This is a genomic window from Idiomarina solivarensis, from assembly GCF_033052755.1.
In the GTDB taxonomy this organism is placed as follows: Bacteria; Pseudomonadota; Gammaproteobacteria; order Enterobacterales; family Alteromonadaceae; genus Idiomarina.
In genome coordinates, this window is the sequence record NZ_JAVFHZ010000003.1 from 234,296 (window position 1) to 252,747 (window position 18,452).

Sequence of the window (18,452 nt, forward strand, 5' to 3'; positions counted from 1 at the left end):
TCAGGGGAATATTATAAAAACGAGGTAAAAATGCCAATTAAACAATTCAAATTAACGGCATTATCAGCTGCCGTTGTAATGGGTTTAGCAGCCTGTGGCGGTAGTGATGATAATTATGAGCCAACCGTTTCGGCGGAAGTAGCGGCTGAAGGAACTCAATGGCAACCAATGTCGGGAAGCGTTTCAGCTACCGACCCTAACGGCGACCCAATGACGTACTCTGCATCGGTTGTAACACCTGAGGGTGGCACTGCTCCGGGTACAGTTGAAATTAATGAAAGTGGCGAATTCACCTATACGCCACTGCGTGCTGAAACAGCAACTATTGAAATTACGGTCAGTGACGGTGAGTTAAGCACAACGGAGACGGTCACTATTGACGGCACTGCAATTAGCGGTGACCCACTTGCCTATCAACAATGGCACCTGAACAATACCGGACAAAAAACCTTTACCCAGACTCAAGCGCAGATTGACTTTTTGGTAAACAATTACGGTTGGACCGAGGAAGCTGCTCGTGAAGCGTTCTTTGACGAAAGCATTTACGTACCGGGCGAAGACATGAACGTGATTGAAGCACATGCTCAAGGCGCATTCGGTCAGGGTATGATAGTGGGTGTTGTGGATAGTGGGCTGGAAATTGGGCATCCGGATCTGCAGGCGAATATTGCACCTAACAAATCATTGAACTTTGCTGCGGACGCTATCGATAAAATGGATCCGACCAACAGAGGCGCTGTACGGGGTGACCACGGTACCTCAGTAGCGGGCTTAATCGCTGCCGTAGCAGGTAATGAATTAGGTGGCCGGGGTGTTGCACCACAGGCACAAGTGTTTGGCGCAAACTATTTAGCGGCGCAAACCACACTGAACTCTGGGCTAAGCCACGGCTTACCAGGCAGTGGTATTACTGAAAGCGATCCGCTTATCGCGTACAACCGCAGTTACGGTATTTCGTATCCTGCAGCGTTGTACACCTACCCAACGGACGAAGCTTTTGAGAAATATGTTGCGACAGATTTACGTAACGGCTTAGGTGCGATAAACGTAAAATCGGCAGGTAACTCATTTGACAGTGGCTCTACAGGTTTGTGCCAGGTGAACGGAGCAGTTAGTGCGGGTGTTACTTGTATGAACGGTAACATGGACCCGTCTAACGCAAACTTCTACACCACAACAATTGCTGCGGTCAACTCCGACGGTAAACATACTAGCTACTCAACGGCAGGGTCTAATACCTTTGTTGCAGCCCCAGCCGGTGAATATGGTGAGTTTGCACCAGCAATGATAACAACGGACCAGTCAACCTGTTTGCAGGGTTACAGTGGCTTCCCTTACCAGGATTACCTGGATGGTTTAGCGGGCGTACCGGGCTATTATGAAGCCTTTAGAGGATTCAATGCACCGGGTCACGATGAAAACCCAGGCTGCCACTTTACCAGCACCTTTAATGGCACCTCGTCTGCGGCGCCAAATACCAGTGGTGTAGTTGCTCTGATTGGTTCTGCTAACCCGGCACTGAGCGCGCGCGAAATTCGCCATATTATGGCAAATACGGCGGATCAGGTTGATGCTGAAGACGAAGGCGTTGTTTTGCCGGTTAACGGCGGCGAGTTCGTTGCTGACCCGGGCTGGATTGAAAACGCAGCCGGTTATGCCTTTAACCTGAAATACGGTTTTGGTCGTGTTAACGCAGGTGCCGCAGTGACCATGGCGAAAGACATGGAAGCTGGCGCTTTAGGTGAGTTAATTGAAACCGCGTGGATGGATGTGTCCCCTGAAACTGCTGTAAACGTACCTGATAACAATGCAGAAGGTGCAAGCTACAGCTTTACGGTTGAAGACGACATGACACTGGAAGGTTTACAGTTCCGACTGACTGTTAGCAATGCTGACTTTAATGGTTCTGGCTGTTCTTTCTACAGCACAGCGGGTTCTGACTTAGCGGTTGAAGTAACTTCACCTGCGGGTACCACCACTCAGTTGCTGTCTGGCCGTCAGGATATTATTGTGGGTGCAGAAGGATTCTGCAGTCCTTACATTCTTGAAAACACGGTATTTTTGGCTAATGCCTTTTATGGTGAAAGCCTGGCCGGTGAATGGACGGTGCGTTTAGTCGATACCAATGGCTCTGACTATACTCTTAGTGGCCTACCGGTAACAAATAACTCTGTACCTTCGGTTTTTGAAGCCGTTAGCGTTCGTGCATTCGGTCATTAATAGGAGCAATGAAAATGAGTTTAATGAAAGCACTATTAGCAGTGGCAGTAAGCGGCGTAATTGCGGCTTCTGCTACAGCACAGGAAGTTCCTGCGCCTATGAAAAAACAGCAACCGGCAGTTAAACAGTTGCCACAAATGGATGCTAAGCGTGATTATCAACGCTATAGCTTTACCAAGTTGCCGGAATCTGCTGAACCATCAGCTACGCAGGGCGATGTGCTGCTGGCAGGCACAGAAATGGTCGACCGTATTACTGGTGAAGAAGCCTATGTATCGGGCGTTGTGACTGTATTAACCGAAAATGTTGATGCGGACGCTCTGGCATCTCAGTTTGGTTTAACGGTTGAGCGTGTTTATTCACGTTTGAACCTGGCCATGCTGAAAGCGCCTGAAGGCACCGATATGTTGAAACTGCGTGATGAACTGCGCGGCGTAAGCGGTGTTAACAGCATTAAAGTTGAGATTGTTTCAAACATTCGTAAGCCTCACGTACTTTAATTGCTAAAGTTGATAGAGCCGCATCCGACGTCAAGTCGGGTGCGGTTTTTTTGTTCTCTCTTTCCCCTTTTTTGGGTTTTTCACCCATAACCTATATAATCGTAAAAATTCGTAAAGTTTGAAACAGACGTATCCGTCTTTTTAAAGGAGATTTTCACATCCAAACTGGGAGAACCCATGTTTAAATACAGTAAAGTGAGTTCAGCTATCTTTATAGCCTTAACTGCTTCTTCGTCAGTAGTTGCACAGGAACAGGACGTGCAGCAAGAAGAGGCAGAAAATTCTAAAAAGATTGAAACCATCAACGTCACCGCAACTAAGCGCACGACGAATATTCAAAAAACCCCAACCGCTGTGCAGGCGATGAGCTCCCGCGATTTAAAAAAACTGAATATCGGGAACTTTGGCGACTACGCACAATATGTACCGAATGTTACTTCGAGTGGCCGGGGCCCCGGACAGAATGACATCTTTATTCGTGGCATGGCCATTCAGCCTATCACCGTTATGCTGTCAGGCGCGCAGGGCACTATGCCAAACGTTGCTCTGTATGTTGACGAGCAGCCGGTAACGGCACCCGGACGTAACCTCGATGTGTACGCAACTGACTTGCAGCGCATTGAAGTCTTACCCGGGCCGCAGGGCACCTTGTTTGGTGCAAGCTCTCAAGCAGGTACTATTCGCTACATTACTAAAAAGCCCGTTTTAGGAGCGTTTGAAGCAGGTTTCACGACCGGTTTCGAAACCATGGCTGAAGGGGAAATGAGCAGCTCTGCCGAAGGGTATATTAATATCCCGGTGACCAGTGATTTAGCCGTTCGCGGCGCATTTTATAATGTGAACCGCGGTGGTTATATCGACAACGTGGCAGGCGAATTCTCGATTGATCCGAACAATCCGAACTACCGCCCAATGGATCCGTCCATGGAAGCGTTAGTGGATAGCGGTACCGAGTTCACCAGTGCGTTTAATACTCACCTGGCGGAAGAAGACTTTAACGACAGCTATTACAAAGGCTTCCGTCTGAGTGCTAAGTACATGATCAACACCAACTGGGAGCTGTTGTTGCAACATCAGGCGCAGGACTTAGGCGCTGATGGTGTGTTTGACTACGACCCCTCGGTTGGCGACTTAGACGTTGAGCGCTATTACCCTGATGAGCTAGAAGACAGCTTTGATTTAACCACCTGGACTCTCGAAGGGCGTTTAGGTGCGCTGGAAGTGCTTTATACCGGTGGCTACTTAAACCGTGAAATTGAACAGTCAGTGGATTATACCGGTTACAACACCTCCGGTACTTACATCGTTTATTACACCTGTAATTATGGCGATGATGGCATGGCGGAAAACTGTGTCGATCCAACCAAAGGGTTTAAAGGCTATCAGGAACACGAACGGTTCACGCAGGAAGCTCGCATAAATTATGACTTTACTGATAATGCGCGCATTACTGCGGGTGTGTTTTATGACGACTTCGAAATTAACACTCAAGACGACTACGTCTACTTTTCTAACCCTGAAGAACTCGGTTTTGTACCCAATGCACCAATAGAAGGTGTGTACGCAAATAATCCGAATACTCGCCCACCTCGTGTTGGCTTCTTCAATGACATTACCCGTACAGAAGAGCAAATAGCGCTTTTCGGGGAATTCACTTATGACTTCACTGAAAAATGGTCTGGTACGGTCGGTTTGCGCTGGTATGACATGGAGTCTGACTTCTATGGTCAGTCGAGCTTTGCCTCAAAAGGCACCGATGGCGATGCCGGGCGCGATTACAATTCAACCGCCGGTCATACCGACCAGCCGCTTGAACAAGACGACGTGATCCCGAAGTTCACGGTCAGCTATCAGTACACACCGGAAACGTTGTTCTTCGCAACTTACTCGGAAGGTTTCCGTCCGGGCGGGTTTAACCGCGCTGGTGGGGCGACTAATGACGCAGGTGAATCGGTCAATACCGTTTACGAGTCAGATGAAGTCGTAAACTATGAGTTTGGCTGGAAATCGCTAATGCTGGACAACTCGTTGCGTTGGAATGGTAGTGCGTATTATGTCGAGTGGAACGACATGCAGATTACGCGTTTGGATACCGACATTTCTATTCTGACCTTTGTTGATAACGCAGCGAGCTCAGAAATTCGCGGTCTGGAAACCGACTTTACTTGGCGTATGACCGACAACTTTACGTTTAGCGGTGCGTTGTCTTACAACGACACGGAGCTGGTTAGCACGGGTCAGGGCATTGTCCGGACACTACCGATTGGCTCTGAGCTGCCATTAACGCCGAAAGTGCAGGGTAACCTTCGCGGTCGTTATACCTGGACGCTGCAGAACAAGTGGGATGCTTTCGCTCAAGTCGGCTGGATTTACGCTGGCGAGACTTACCCATCACTGGTGGCCGCTGAAGTGGAACAAGCGGGTGGTAAGCAAGAGTCGTACAACATTGGTAATGCCTCAATTGGTGTGATGAAAGACCAGTGGAGCGCTAAGCTTTACATCAAAAACATCACCGATGAGCGTGCTGAGTTGTATACCAACACACAAGACGATATCTTGAGAACGACAACCAACCGTCCTCGGTCAATCGGCTTGTCAGTATCTTACTCATTCTATTGATAAGGTAAGGTAGTCTGGATAAGGGGCCTGTATTGGCCCCTTTTTTCATGAAAGGAAATAATTGTCGTTATGGAGCATATAAAAAAGCTGTTTGCGCAGAACCAATTTGAGCAGGGGCTGACAGTCTTAAAGCAAGAGCGTTATGAATTGTCAGGCGAGGCTTATAAAGAGTCGCTGTATTATGAGGCGGTTGCTTATCGTTATTTAGGCCAGTTAGAGAACGCGGCAACCACTTTGCAGACGTTGCTTGCCGAGTGGCCTGAATACGGACGCGCGTTTCAGGAACTGGCTCATACCCAAAAAGCGCAGGGAAAAACCGCAGACGCATTAGATAATTATTACCAGGCGATTCGGTTAAACCCGGCGCTACATGCAAGCTGGGCTTCTGCCGCAAAGCTGGAAGCCAGTAACAATAATGCCGGGCAGGCAGAGCGTAACCAGCAACAAGCGAACTTTTTGCTGCGTCAGCCGAAACCGGTTCTGGCCGCCTTGAACCTGTATCATGAAGGCAAATATTACAAAGCAGAGAAGCTGTGTCGTGCTTTCTTGCAGAGCAATCCGCACCATATTGAAGCGATGCGTACCCTGGCGAATATCGGCTCTCAGCTCGATATATTAAACGACGCTGAGTTTCTACTGGAGAGCGTGCTGGTATTAGAGCCAGATTACGACTTGGCCAAATTTGATTACATTAAGGTATTGCAGCGCAGGCAAAAACACGGTGAGGCTTATAAGCACGCACAAGCCCTGCTTGAAAAGGAGCCCAATAACCCACTGTATAAAGCACTGTTTGCTAATTTAGCCGCGTCTTTAGACTACGATGAACAGGCATTGGCGCTATACGAAGAACTGATCACCGAGCAGGCTATTGAAGACGTTGCGGGAACTTACGTGGCTAAGGGGCATTTATTAAAAGCCATTGGTCGACAACAGGACGCCATACAGAGCTATCAGAACGCGTACCGGGAACGGCCCGATTTCGGCGATGCTTACTGGAGTCTTGCCAACCTAAAAACGTATCAATTCAGTGACAGCGAAATTGTGAGCATGGAGACAGCCGCAGGAGACTCGCGTACGCATTTAAACGACAGAATTCATTTTTGCTTTGCCCTGGGGAAAGCCTATGAGCAACAAGGTGAGCCCTCTAAAAGTTTTGAGTTTTATCGGCAGGGCAATGAGTTAAAACGCGAGACCAGTCAGTTTAAACCCGAAGTGCTGACCCAGCGCATTGAAGCGCAAAGAGACTACTTTACCGGGGAAAGGGTGAGCCAGCTACCCAGTGTGTTGCTTAATTCCGAGGCCACCCCGATATTTATTGTGGGGCTGCCCCGCGCAGGCTCTACGTTGTTAGAGCAAATACTGGCGGCGCACTCTAAAATTGAAGGGACGCTGGAGTTGCCGAATATTCCGGCCATAGCGCATTCACTTAACGGTCGTCAGGTGCAGGCAGAGAAGCCAAAATACCCTTATGTACTGGATGAGTTATCGACCGAGAAGCTGACCCAGTTGGGCGAACGTTACTTAACTGAAACCGAAGCGTACCGAACGGGCGCGCCGTTCTTCACCGATAAGATGCCCAACAACTTTCGTCATATTGGACTGATTAAGACGTTACTTCCGCACGCGAAGATCATCGACGCCAGACGTAATCCTATGGATTGCTGTTTCAGTGCGTATAAGCAGTTGTTTGCTGAGGGGCAGGAGTTCAGTTACGGCCTCGATATGTTGGCCAGCTACTATCGCGACTATGTGACACTGATGGCTCATTGGAAACAGGTGTACCCGGGCAGCATTCATACGGTCATTCATGAGCAGTTGGTGGACGACCCGGAAGCCGAAATTAAAGCGCTGTTTGAGTATCTGGAGTTGCCGCTAGAGCCTCAGTGCCTGCAGTCGCATAAGGCTGAACGGCGGGTGAAAACCGCCAGTTCTGAGCAGGTAAGACAACCGATTAATGCCAAAGGTGTTGGCCAGTGGCGGAAGTTTGAAGCTGAGTTAAAGCCGCTGCAAGAGGCCTTGGGTGCAGAGCTTATTGAGCAGTGGGACAAACGGTAGGTACTGCTCCTGACGTGAACCTTAGGCTACGCAATGCGTCACATTTACGGTACAATTTGAGCATCACTTTTTGAATGAAAAATTACATGACCGATAACATTGTCTGGCACGATGCTGCAGTGTCACATGATGACCGCGTAGCGCAAAAGAAGCACCAACCGGCCTTGCTGTGGTACACCGGTTTAAGTGGCTCGGGTAAGTCGACCATTGCTAATGCGGTTGATCGTAAGCTGTTTGAGTTGGGCTGCCACACCTACTTGCTGGACGGCGACAACGTGCGCCACGGTTTAAACAGAGACTTAGGCTTTAACGATACCGACCGGGTAGAGAACATTCGGCGCATTACTGAAGTCAGCCGCTTGTTCCTGGATGCCGGGTTGATAGTGGGTACTGCGTTTATTTCACCCTTTATTGCAGACAGGGCGCAGGCACGCGAACTGGCGGGAAGCGGGTTTATTGAAGTATTTGTGGACACGCCTTTGGAAATTTGTGAACAGCGTGACCCTAAAGGTTTGTATAAAAAGGCGCGTGCAGGCGATATTCCGCATTTCACCGGTATTTCCTCACCCTACGAGGCGCCTAAGCGACCCGAAGTACATTTAAAAACCGCTGAAATGGACATTGAGCAGGCCGCTGAACAAGTGGTGCAATATTTAATGGATAAAGGAACTATTCACCATGCTTGAAGAAGTAAAAAAGATTGCCCGCGACGCTGGCGCGGCCATTATGGATATTTACCAAAGTGATGACTTTGATGTGCAGAAAAAAGGCGATGACAGCCCGTTAACCAAGGCCGATCTGGCGGCACATAATATCATTTGTGACGGCCTGCGGGCTTTGGAAACTCAATACCCGGTTATTTCGGAAGAGTCGTCAGACATAAGCTGGGAACAGCGTAAGCATTGGTGTCGTTATTGGTTGGTTGACCCGTTAGATGGCACTAAAGAGTTTATTAAGCGTAACGGTGAATTTACCGTTAACATTGCGTTGATAGAAAAAGGCGTGCCAATTATGGGCGTGGTTTACGCCCCGGTACTGGATGCCATGTATACTGGCGAGCGTGACCGCGGCGCATTTTTAAACGATGAGGCTATTTCGGTAACAAAACGCGAGCCGGAGGCGTTGCGTGTAGTGGGGTCGCGTTCGCACCCTTCACAGGAAACTATCGACTGGCTGAATGCTTTAGGTAAGCCTTACGAAATGGTGCCGATGGGCAGTTCGCTGAAAATTTGCCTGGTGGGCGAAGGTAAAGCCGACATCTATCCACGCTTAGGCCCCACCTGCGAGTGGGATACTGCTGCCGCGCATGCCGTGCTGAGTGCTGCCGGTGGGGAGGTGGCGAGGGTCAACGGCGAACCACTGCTGTATAACCAAAAAGAAGACTACCTTAACCCTTATTTTATTGCGAAATAAGGACAGCGGCCTGACGCACTAGCTTCAGGCCGCAAACTACCTAAGACTATTCGTCTTCTTCTGTTTCGATTTCGGCTTCTTTGACGTCAATGTAAGTCTGGTCGACCCAAATGCCTTCTATTTCAATGACGGTTCCTACTTCAAGCGCGTTATAGAAGGTTTGAAGATCAACCTCCTCATCGTTCAGTTTGAACTCTGTGCTGCCCGTTAGGCGAAGTTCCTTTCCGTTAACAAATACAAGGTCGCCTTCGATGGATTCAATATCACCCTTGAACTCGGCGCGTCCTGTTTTGTCAGGGCGGTCATCATCTCCGTCACCACTGATAGCTTCAACTTCAACTTCAGTTGCGACCAGTGAATTGTCAACGTATGAGCCTTCCACTTCTACAATAACTGCATTCTGAGTTCCCGCTAATTCAACCAGGCGCTCAATAGCCAAGTTACCGTCTTCGTTTTTAAACTCAGTATCTGAATCAAAAGTAACAGCGACATTGGCTACGGTCATACCTTCGGTAGTGACATCGGTTGCACGGCCTTTCACTTCGCCTTCACGTGCCTCTTCGTTAATGCGTTTTACTTTAAGTGCGATGGCATTACCTTCGTCATCCTGACGCGAAAACACTTTAAGCCAGTTGTTGACAGCAATGTTATCGAATGTGAATTGACGTTCTTCAAGGTCTGACTCATCTTCGTATTGTGTTTCTGGTGTGACCGCATAGGTGGTGCCATTTAACACAAATGTCATAGCCTCTGTGTTAAGGTCGGTGACGCTGCCTTCCACTTTGCTGCGGGCTTTTTTGGCTTTAAATTCAACTTCCCCTGCCACTAATTGGTCGCCGTCTAAAGCGGCTTCAACTTTGACAATAATGCCATTGGCAAGGGTGTCGACGGTACCATCTTCAAATTCTGTATTGTCACCCAGAACAAAGTCGTAGCGATTCACGGTAAAAGTACCCGCATCAGCGTCGTAATTTTTAACGATACCGGCAATAGTGACTTCGTCGGTGTCTTCTGCAAGCTCAGTGTCTTCTTTATTTTCGATAGTTGTGGCGGTTAAGGTCAAGGTTTCGCTGTCATAGGTTTCACCCTCGACCTTTACGAAAAGCTCGTTGGCGAGGTCGGCAGCGACCATGTCCTCAAACTGCGCTTCAGAGTAATTAATGGTTAAGCCACCGAGAGTAAAGGTGGTTGCATCGGCGTCTAAGTTAGCAATATTGCCGGTTAGTTTAATTTCTGTTTCGTCAGTTTCTAACTCAACCAAAGTGGCGTAAAACTCACCGTTTTCATTAATATAGCCACTAATTTCAACAAATTCACCGACGGTTAATGTGTCAATATCAGTGCCTTCGAATTCGGTTAAGTCGTCGTAAATAACTGTTTGACCTAACACTTCAATTTGCTCAGCAGCGGTGTCGATAAAACTGACAGGGCCTTGCAGGCTCTCTTCGTAGGTAATTTGTTCCGCTTCCGGGTCTTCGCCGTTGCTTGAAGCTGAGGCTGCTACCCTGACAACCATGCCCACTTTCAGTTGGGCTTCTTCAGCGGCCGGAGAATTACCGACCGCGATGGTTGCGTTTTCAGAGCGGTAACGTTGACCGTTAACGTATACACTACCAAAACCAGTAATAACCCCTTCGGTAACAACCGTTGTGGTGGTTGCTGTGTTGTTGTCGCTGGTATTGCCGCTGCTAGTGTCGGTGGATGATTCACTGGAGCCACCGCACGCAGACAGAGTACCTGCTATAGCCGCGACTAAAAGGGAATGTTTAAAACGCATAATGGTACCTCATGTTTACGTTTGGTTAGCTTTTACCCAATGTATAGGAGGTTCGTTGGCTTTGTCACTGATAAATTTGAGTAACCGTTACGTTATGTAGATGTTACAAAATGTTTCAAAGCGTAATTAGTGATTTTATTTTTTTGCGTTGCATTGCCAGGTCACAGACTCACATCAGCGATATCATCTGCACAGGCTTGTAACTGCATTGTGCGAAGCTTGATGTTTTCTATTAACTCGCCCACATAGCTTATCTCTTCCTGAGATATAAGCCGCTTTTGCTCAAGCTCTTCTGCAAAGCTGTGTGTACCGATTACTTGCAGAACGCGAGTTGATAATTCACGCAGTGACTCAATGACAAGCTGGCGTTTTAAGCCGCAGTTTTCGGCAAAGTCAGCAAGTTGGTAAGCGTTTATATCTCTGGGTTCAAACTCATCCCCCACAGCCATCGCCAACACCTGTTTAAATTGGGGAAACATGGCAACGTTAACTAAGTCATAACTTCGTGTGAAGTCGCAACGGTCACGGCCCCAAAAAAACGAGACGTTTTTAGCGTGACTGTCGTAGTTACTGATCATTAGGTTAAATAACTGCCATTTTAAAAGCCTCATGGTATTTTGCGCTGGGTTGACTGAGGTTTGACAAAAATTAAACAGCTTAGCCAGGCTGGCACCATCACGAATATGTTTAACGTCGCGGCCGTCACCAAAATTGCGTTCGTACTTATAGTCACGGGGCAAGTCTAATGCCTGGCATCCGTCTATAACGTGACGACGCAGAACCCTTTGCTTTTGTGCATCATAATGGCGGTCAAAACGTGTCACTAAAAGGGCTGGGAATGGTCCAAAGCGTTTAAATTCAGTATATGCAACAGGTAATCCAGACAGTTTTGCCAGCTGCATGCAAATATATTCGTTTAATACCAGATTGGGTAAGTTGGCACGCTCAAATTTTAGAATGTGTGTAGAGGATAACGAACCATCGCCAAACCCAATTTGGCCGTCAGGTTTTATATAAACATTCAGTTTGTCTTGCACACCGGCAACACTCAGACGGGGTTTGTCGTCCCAGTGCAGCAGTCCAAAATCTTCTTTTTGCTCAAGGCGTTTTATCATTTCCTGTTGCGGAATCACCCGGAAAATTGGGTGAGCGGAAGCTGCTTCATTACTGAATACAAAGGCGCCGGATACGTCATGGCCCAGAGTCAGGATCTGCGCAAAAACGTTTCTTTCACTGACCCCTAAGTCCTGTGCCAAAAGCTCTCTGGCTTTGCCTTCGGGCAGTAAGTTATCTAAATAGTTATACACACTGGCCGGTGAATTAGCGCCCTGGAAAGACAGTGAAGGCGTTATGGGGAAGCCGTTATCCTTCCAGTTTTGTTGGTATTCTATGATAGGAAGTTTGGTTGCTTCACTAAGACCGATATGACCGATAACACTCTCGCCGTAGCGGATATTAACCGAATGCAGCATTTACACCCACTCCTCGGTTGAGGCGTCCGACTTTACTGTTAATTGAATGCCCAGGCCTTGTAGTACAGAAAAGGCCGCGGTGAGAGTCGTATTGGGGTTGCCACGCTCAAGGCGGGACAAGGTATTTACGCCCACACCGCAAAGCGCTGCGCAGTCACGAAGCTTTAGGTTCATACCGGTACGCTTAGCTTTGATAAGTTGCCCTAGTATCTCTGGGGTTGTAATGGCAGATACATTGGGTGTTTCTGTTGCTTTAACGCGTTTGGGCATACCATCTTCCTTTTATTCACCGACTTAAGTGATTATAGGTGCTTTTTAGTGTTTTTCAATATAAATTAACTGGTATCGGGTATTAAATGTATTCATGTGTGCTTGAGTTTATATAGTCACCGATTTAAGTGATTATATTAATGTAAAAGAAATCTCTTTAGTGGATAAATACTAGCCTCATGCATACACTGGTGAAGTACGAATATTGAGTACAATCATTTAGTACGAAGGGAGACGACTTAATGAAATTATTTTTAGCTTTTATAACAATGCTGTTGTTAGCTGGTTGTAGCAGCGCACAGTCTGCGCAGAATGAACCCGTGACTATGGCTGACATACAAGCGCTTATTGGTACGCCAAAAGCGCAGACGATTGAAAGTTGCAAAGTGCTGCCGGTAGGAAAAAAGGCCTGCGGCGGGCCGGAAAGCTATGTGGTGTACAGCCGTGAAAGCATTACCGATGAACGGGCACTGATGGATACCATTCACCGCTATAATGAAAAGGCTAAGGAAGACGCAAAAACGGGTTATTCAACCTGTCAGCACATACCAGAGCCACAACCTCAGTTAAAAGGTGGTGTTTGCTGGATACCTTAATGTAGAGAGGTAGCCTTACATTTATGTCAGGTGAGATATCTTTCCTGGCGTAAACGTCAGGCTGCTTGCATTCCATGCACTAAACGGGTAAAATCCACCCGCAACATGAATCCAGTCACGGAGTGTTGCAAATGCTGCGAATTGCCCAAGAAGCCTTGACCTTTGACGACGTTTTGCTCGTTCCCGGTCATTCCGAAGTTCTCCCCCATACCGCTGATTTACGCACGCAATTAACGCGTGGAATTTCCATGAATATTCCGCTGGTTTCGGCCGCGATGGATACCGTTACTGAATCGGCACTGGCTATTGCGCTGGCGCAGGAAGGCGGAATTGGCTTTATCCACAAGAATATGACCCCAGAGCAGCAGGCTGCGCACGTTCGTAAAGTGAAAAAATACGAAAGTGGTATGGTTTCTGACCCGGTCACTGTGCAACCCACAACCACCATTGGCGAAATTAAAGAACTGACTGCCGAGCATGGTTTTCAGGGTTTCCCTGTTATTGAGAAAAATGGCGATTTAGTCGGTATTGTTACCGGCCGTGACACGCGTTTTGAAGACGACGACAGCAAAGAAATTTCCCACGTAATGACGGGTAAAGACCGCTTGGTTACTGTGCATGAAACGGCAGAAAGCGAAGAAATTTTGCAGCTTATGCACAAACACCGCATAGAAAAGATTCTGGTTGTGGATGACGCGCACAAGCTGAAGGGCATGATCACTCTGAAAGACTTTGAAAAAGCGGAAAACAAACCTAACGCCTGTAAAGATGAGCTTGGCTCTCTTCGTGTGGGTGCTGCGGTTGGCGTTGGTGCGGGTACGGAAGAGCGTATTCAACTGCTGGTTGATGCCGGCGTTGACGTACTGTTGATTGACACTTCGCACGGGCATTCTCAGGGCGTACTGGATCGCGTTAAGCAAACTCGTAAAGACTACCCGAACTTACAAATTATTGCCGGTAACGTGGCAACCGCTGCGGGCGCGAAAGCATTGGTGGAAGCAGGCGTCGATGCTGTGAAAGTGGGCATTGGCCCGGGTTCTATTTGTACCACGCGTATTGTCACCGGTTGTGGTGTTCCCCAAATTAGTGCCATTAGTGACGCCGTTGATGCGCTGAAAGGCTCCGGTGTTCCTATTATTGCCGATGGCGGCATTCGCTTCTCGGGCGATATTGCTAAAGCTCTTGCGGCTGGCGCTCACTGCGTCATGGTTGGCAGTATGCTGGCGGGTACCGAAGAATCGCCGGGTGAAGTTGAACTGTATCAGGGACGTTATTATAAATCGTACCGTGGTATGGGCAGCTTAGGTGCCATGGACCAACGCAACGGTTCGTCTGACCGCTACTTCCAGAAAAGCAACGAGGCCGATAAACTGGTGCCGGAAGGAATAGAAGGGCGCATTGCCTACAAAGGCCCTATCTCCGCGATTATCCACCAGCAAATGGGTGGCCTGCGTTCAGCTATGGGCTTAACCGGTTGTCCGACAATTGAAGACATGCGCACCAAGCCGCAGTTTGTGAAAGTCACCGCTGCCGGCATGGGCGAGTCACACGTACACGATGTGCACATTACCAAAGAAGCACCGAATTACCGTAGTTCATAACAGGATGACCAATGACTAGAGATATCCATGATCACCGAATATTAATTTTAGACTTTGGCTCGCAGTACACTCAGCTGATTGCCCGCCGTATTCGCGAAATTGGCGTTTATTGTGAGCTTTGGGCGTGGGATGTTGATGAAGCCGATATTCGGGATTTTGCGCCTAAAGGCATTATTTTATCCGGTGGTCCGGAAAGCGTGGCTGAAGAGGGTTCACCCCGTGCGCCGGATTATGTATTTAACGCGGGTGTACCTGTGTTTGGTATTTGCTACGGCATGCAGACCATGGCGCACCAGCTGGGCGGTTCGGTGCAGTGCTCCTTAGAGCGCGAATTTGGTTATGCTCAAATTGAGCTGGTAGAACAAAGCCCGTTGTTTAAAGCCATTGAAGATGCGGTGTCGGAATCGGGTGCGCCGTTACTGGATGTGTGGATGAGCCACGGTGATAAAGTGGAAATGATACCGGAAGGCTTCCACACCGTAGCCAAAACCTCGTATTGCCCTTATGCGGCCATGGCGGACGAAGAGCGCCAGTTTTACGGAGTTCAGTTCCATCCGGAAGTAACGCATACACGTCAGGGTTTGAGGATGCTGGAGCACTTTGTCAGTGATATCTGTGGTTGTGAGAAGCAATGGACGCCGGCAAAAATCATTGATGACGCGGTTGAGCGTATTCGTGAACAAGTGGGCACCGATAAAGTCATTTTGGGCTTGTCGGGCGGTGTCGATTCGTCAGTCACCGCCATGTTGCTGCATCAGGCCATTGGTGATCAGTTAACCTGCGTATTTGTGGATAACGGCTTGCTGCGCTTGAATGAAGCGGAACAGGTAATGGAAATGTTCGGTGACCATTACGGTCTGAACATTTTACCGGTACGCGCAGAAGATCGCTTTTTAGATGCATTGAAAGGCGAGAACGACCCGGAAAAGAAACGTAAGATTATTGGTAACACCTTCATTGAAATTTTTGATGAAGAAGCCGGTAAGCTGACTGAAGTGGACTGGCTGGCGCAGGGCACTATTTACCCTGACGTAATCGAATCTGCCGGTTCTAAAACCGGTAAAGCGCATGTGATTAAATCGCACCACAATGTCGGCGGTTTGCCTGAAGACATGAAGCTGAGCCTGGTTGAGCCATTGCGCGAGTTGTTTAAAGACGAAGTGCGTAAAATTGGGCTTGAGTTAGGTCTGCCGTACAACATGCTGTACCGCCATCCTTTCCCCGGGCCTGGCCTGGGTGTTCGCGTGTTGGGTGAAATTAAGAAAGAGTACTGTGATTTATTGCGTCGTGCCGATGCGATTTTCATTGAAGAGCTGCACAATGCCGACTGGTACAACAAAGTGAGTCAGGCGTTTGCGGTATTCCTGCCGGTACGTTCGGTAGGGGTTATGGGCGATCAGCGTAAGTACGATTGGGTGATTGCCATTCGTGCGGTTGAGACTATCGACTTTATGACTGCGCGCTGGGCACACTTGCCGTATGAGTTGCTGGAGAAGGTATCTAACCGGATCATCAACGAAGTGAACGGTATTTCCCGGGTAACCTACGATATTTCCGGTAAACCACCTGCAACCATTGAGTGGGAATAAACAAGTAGATATTGACTGGTCGTTGCAGGAAACCTTCCGAAAGACGCCAGCAAGTACATCCCTGTAAGGCTTGTGCAGCGCCATCCTTGGCGCTGACACTTTCTCCAGATTTTCCTGCAACGGCCTAACGCCAATACCTATTGTTTATCTCATTAACTTAGAAGTGGTAAGTCACACCTAAGTGAACTTCGTTGTCGATACTGTTGAAGTTTCCGCGGAAGCCTGCGTCAGCAGAGAACTGATCGGTAAAGGCGTAGCGTAAACGTGCGCCAACCGATGCAAAACCGTCTAAGCCCCAGTCATAACCGGCGTCCACAATTGCGGTGGTTTGCTGGCTTAACTTGGTCATAGCGCCAATACCTGCGTAAGCACTGGTGTCGTCGCTGTTGCCAAAGTCGTAGTGACTGACCCCACCTTTCAGGAAGGTATTGAATTGCTCACCGGCACCTAAGTCCAGAAAGTATTTAGCTCCGGCGCGAAGTGAATAGTCACCCATGTCTTTAAGCTGAATTTCACCCACCCAGTTAGGGGCGATGGTTTTGGAGCCTTCTACATAGAAGTCGGAGTCGTAGAAGTCGGAAAAGCCGCCGCTGATGTAGTTGACCTCGTCAGCCTGACTGACAGCGGAAAACATTAATGAGCTACTGGCGAGTAAAGCGGTTGTTAGTATAAGCTTTTTCATGATTTACCTCCTTGGATACGATGAATGTATTATCGCACCCATGGAGTTTTTCAACAGCCCTTAAACTGTAAAGGTTCAGTAAAATAAAGGGCTGTAGCCTTATTTTATAATATCTATCCAAACTAAGCGATGGTCAGAAGACGCGCTGCGTTTGTTCATTAAACTGGCTCCCGGGGCGTCCTCCGCTGGCCAGAACACACCGGCATCTTTTACTACCAGGTTGTCTGATGGCAGTACGTAGTCGATGCGTTTGCGCCAGGCGGCAGTGTGGAACTGCGAGCCGCTTTTATCCGGGGAATGCTGTTGGCCACCTTTACTCTGCGGTTTCACGTCATTTACGCGGGGGTGTTCCAGCAGTTGCTCAATGGCACCGTCGATTCCACCTGACCCAGCGGACGCATTCATGTCACCCATAACAATAAAAGGCGCGTCTTTCTCAAGCCCGCCACGGTTTCCTTTGTCATCATAGATGTAGTTGTCGCTGCCGGGGGTGAGATAATCTGCAAACAAGCGGATTTCATCAAAATTGCGCATGCCATTGCTGTTTTCGGGGCCATCAAATACTGGAGGTACCGGATGGGCGGCCAGTAAATGAATAACTCTGTCGCCGACCTTTACCGGCACGTCCCAGTGCGATTTAGAACTCAACGGAAACTGCGCCATGATCTTATCGGAATACCATGGCTGGTCTGTGGCTTTGCCTTGTTCGTTCATCACGTAGGGAATGTGACGATTGGGCATGTCTTTCCATAAAAAGTGCTGGAAAGTACGAGCGTCATTAGTCAGTAACGGGTACTTGGATAAAATGACCATACCGTACTGACCCGGATACCAGCCAAACCCCCAGGCATCGATACCTTTACCTTCTGCTTTTCCGTCGCGGTTTAAGTCAAACGGCGAGGGTACACCGGTATTGACCGGTGCTGTGTAGGCATAAGGATACTCAATGGTTTTTTGTCCGTTTTGCGAAACGCCCAGGTACTTTTGCTGAAAAACGTCAACGCCAACGTCTGCGTCAACGTAATCAAACTCGTTCAGCAACACAATGTCCGGCCGAACACGTTGGAGAATCTCAGCAATGCCGCGAATTTGTGGGTGGTTTTGTTGTAGGACCTCAGGTAACGGAGACCGGTCCAGTATTGGTAACTGACTCCCGTCCAGATAATTTGATGCATCCATACTGACGTTAAATGTCGCCACCCGGATGGTTTCTGGTGGGGTGCTTTCGGAACCGGCGTGTGCATCAAAAGAGATTGGAATCATAAAAACAACGAATGTTAAAAAAACTAAAAACCGCATAAAGCCCATGGGATAACCGTTTGAGAGATGCCTGTGACAGCACAAGAGAATAAAGGTTCCCGAATGACTAGGCAAGAGCGAATATTTTGATTAAAATATGTCACATATCTGACACAAAAATGTCTTAGAGCGTAATGAAATCAGCCGCATACCCTACAGCTCCGACCTCTTGTCGCACTCTTGACGCCTGCCAGGTGATGAGCTTTCCGGTAATGAATCAATTGCTATGCCGAGGGGACTCCTCAAATAATAAGCGAACGACCTTTTTCTCTCTCCTGTTCTCGCAAAAAGCGTCTTCGCAAAAAAGTTCCTTCGTTTCTTACGTTTTCATCAAGTTGTCACATTTCTTCTTTATAACT

14 protein-coding genes are annotated in these 18,452 nt (G+C 48.3%); 9 read left to right on the plus strand and 5 right to left on the minus strand.

Annotation, left to right across the window (positions count from 1 at the left end; translation table 11 throughout):
- Positions 1 to 30 precede the first annotated feature (30 nt).
- The 6 genes from RBK99_RS06990 to cysQ all read left to right on the plus strand — a co-directional run bounded on the left by RBK99_RS06990 (position 31) and on the right by cysQ (position 8,807).
- Complete coding sequence (locus RBK99_RS06990) at positions 31 to 2,220, plus strand: S8 family serine peptidase (RefSeq protein WP_317503914.1); 2,190 nt, start codon at positions 31 to 33, stop codon at positions 2,218 to 2,220.
- Positions 2,221 to 2,234: 14 nt separating this feature from the next.
- Entirely contained in the window at positions 2,235 to 2,720 is a 486-nt protein-coding gene (locus RBK99_RS06995) for a S8 family serine peptidase (RefSeq protein WP_317503915.1), read from the plus strand.
- A gap of 177 nt (positions 2,721 to 2,897) precedes the next feature.
- Positions 2,898 to 5,339, plus strand: coding sequence for a TonB-dependent receptor (locus RBK99_RS07000; RefSeq protein ID WP_317503916.1), 2,442 nt, complete (start codon positions 2,898 to 2,900; stop codon positions 5,337 to 5,339).
- A gap of 69 nt (positions 5,340 to 5,408) precedes the next feature.
- Complete coding sequence (locus RBK99_RS07005; protein WP_317503917.1) at positions 5,409 to 7,394, plus strand: tetratricopeptide repeat-containing sulfotransferase family protein; 1,986 nt, start codon at positions 5,409 to 5,411, stop codon at positions 7,392 to 7,394.
- Between the two features lie 86 nt (positions 7,395 to 7,480).
- Positions 7,481 to 8,080, plus strand: a complete 600-nt coding sequence (gene cysC, locus RBK99_RS07010; RefSeq protein WP_317503918.1) for an adenylyl-sulfate kinase — start codon at positions 7,481 to 7,483, stop codon at positions 8,078 to 8,080.
- Positions 8,073 to 8,807 (plus strand): 3'(2'),5'-bisphosphate nucleotidase CysQ, encoded by a 735-nt coding sequence (cysQ, locus tag RBK99_RS07015; protein ID WP_317503919.1) that lies wholly within the window; start codon positions 8,073 to 8,075, stop codon positions 8,805 to 8,807. The genes cysC and cysQ overlap by 8 nt, the downstream gene beginning before the upstream one ends.
- A 46-nt stretch (positions 8,808 to 8,853) precedes the next feature.
- Here cysQ and RBK99_RS07020 read toward each other — a convergent pair whose 3' ends face one another.
- The 3 genes from RBK99_RS07020 to RBK99_RS07030 form a co-directional block, all read right to left on the minus strand.
- A complete protein-coding gene (locus tag RBK99_RS07020) occupies positions 8,854 to 10,584 on the minus strand; it encodes a DUF5666 domain-containing protein (RefSeq protein ID WP_317503920.1) in 1,731 nt (576 codons plus the stop codon).
- 161 nt (positions 10,585 to 10,745) lie between these two features.
- Positions 10,746 to 12,056 (minus strand): HipA domain-containing protein, encoded by a 1,311-nt coding sequence (locus RBK99_RS07025; protein WP_317503921.1) that lies wholly within the window; start codon positions 12,054 to 12,056, stop codon positions 10,746 to 10,748.
- Positions 12,057 to 12,326, minus strand: coding sequence for a helix-turn-helix domain-containing protein (locus tag RBK99_RS07030; protein ID WP_317503922.1), 270 nt, complete (start codon positions 12,324 to 12,326; stop codon positions 12,057 to 12,059). It lies immediately after the preceding gene.
- Between the two features lie 242 nt (positions 12,327 to 12,568).
- Between RBK99_RS07030 and RBK99_RS07035 the strand changes: the two genes are divergently transcribed.
- From RBK99_RS07035 to guaA, 3 genes are all read left to right on the plus strand, one after another.
- Positions 12,569 to 12,922, plus strand: coding sequence for a hypothetical protein (locus RBK99_RS07035; RefSeq protein ID WP_317503923.1), 354 nt, complete (start codon positions 12,569 to 12,571; stop codon positions 12,920 to 12,922).
- 131 nt (positions 12,923 to 13,053) lie between these two features.
- A complete protein-coding gene (guaB, locus tag RBK99_RS07040; RefSeq protein ID WP_317503924.1) occupies positions 13,054 to 14,523 on the plus strand; it encodes an IMP dehydrogenase in 1,470 nt (489 codons plus the stop codon).
- An 11-nt stretch (positions 14,524 to 14,534) separates the two neighbouring features.
- The gene (gene guaA, locus RBK99_RS07045) at positions 14,535 to 16,112 is read left to right on the plus strand and encodes a glutamine-hydrolyzing GMP synthase (protein WP_317503925.1); all 1,578 of its coding nucleotides are present in this window, start codon (positions 14,535 to 14,537) and stop codon (positions 16,110 to 16,112) included.
- Positions 16,113 to 16,269: 157 nt separating this feature from the next.
- Here guaA and RBK99_RS07050 read toward each other — a convergent pair whose 3' ends face one another.
- A complete protein-coding gene (locus RBK99_RS07050) occupies positions 16,270 to 16,794 on the minus strand; it encodes a hypothetical protein (RefSeq protein ID WP_317503926.1) in 525 nt (174 codons plus the stop codon).
- 99 nt (positions 16,795 to 16,893) lie between these two features.
- Positions 16,894 to 18,057 (minus strand): endonuclease/exonuclease/phosphatase family protein, encoded by a 1,164-nt coding sequence (locus RBK99_RS07055; protein WP_317503927.1) that lies wholly within the window; start codon positions 18,055 to 18,057, stop codon positions 16,894 to 16,896.
- Positions 18,058 to 18,452: the final 395 nt, after the last annotated feature.